The organism is Paenibacillus sp. P4_A7 (assembly GCF_056402455.1).
The window spans coordinates 1-772 of record NZ_JBFUHJ010000877.1; the positions used below are offsets into that span (position 1 = coordinate 1).

Annotated in this window: 1 protein-coding gene; it reads left to right on the forward strand. The window is 41.7% G+C overall.

Annotated features, from left to right (window positions below; genetic code table 11):
* Window positions 1-91: 91 nt before the first annotated feature.
* Window positions 92-772, forward strand: a 681-nt coding sequence (locus tag AC1DWN_RS34655; RefSeq protein WP_477563332.1) for a hypothetical protein, incomplete at its 3' end; no start/stop codon positions are given.

A 772-nucleotide genomic window follows, 5' to 3' on the forward strand; every position in this document is an offset into this window, starting at 1 on the left:
CACGTATTCTCCTACATCTAGTCTTTCTGTCCATGTATTCAGCAATAGTGATTCTGTTAAGTTATATCAAAACCATGTATTGGTGAAAGAAATGACAAGAGAAGAGGCTTCAAAGGCTGTACCTAATATAGTAGGAAAAGGTGGCAGCCCGATATTCACATTTGAACTGGGCCAGTTTGTTGCGGGAGAACTTAGAGCTGAGGCAATTTTAGATGGAAATGTTGTAAAAACCCACACTGTTAGAACACCAGATCAGGCAAATCGACTAGAAATTGAAGTGCGTGATAGAGGTATAAAACCTGTAGCGGACGGCTCTGACTTAATACCGGTATATTTCAAGGTTGTTGATGAAAACGGAACCATAGTTCCGACAAACAATCGTACCATTAAAATCTCCGTAACTGGGGAAGGTGAGCTTGTAGGCCAAGGCATTCCTCGAATTGGCGTAGAAGAACAGAATGTAGAAGGAGGAATAGGCTTCGCATTTGTAAGAACTTCTGGCATAAGTGGGAATATACAAATTACTGCCACTTCAGAAGGTCTGGGATCAGCAACTACAAGTGTAAGCACTTTACCCTACCAAGGACAGTTTGTGCCAGACGGACAACATACTCCATGGGTTGGTGGAGCCCAGAAACTGGAATCTAAAGAAGCATTGTATCGAAATATTGCCGTTGGAAAATCTGTTACAGTATCATCGGAGCAACCAGGAAATTATGCTAGATATGCAGTAGATAATGATGAAACTACAAGATGGTGCGCAGTTGGAAAT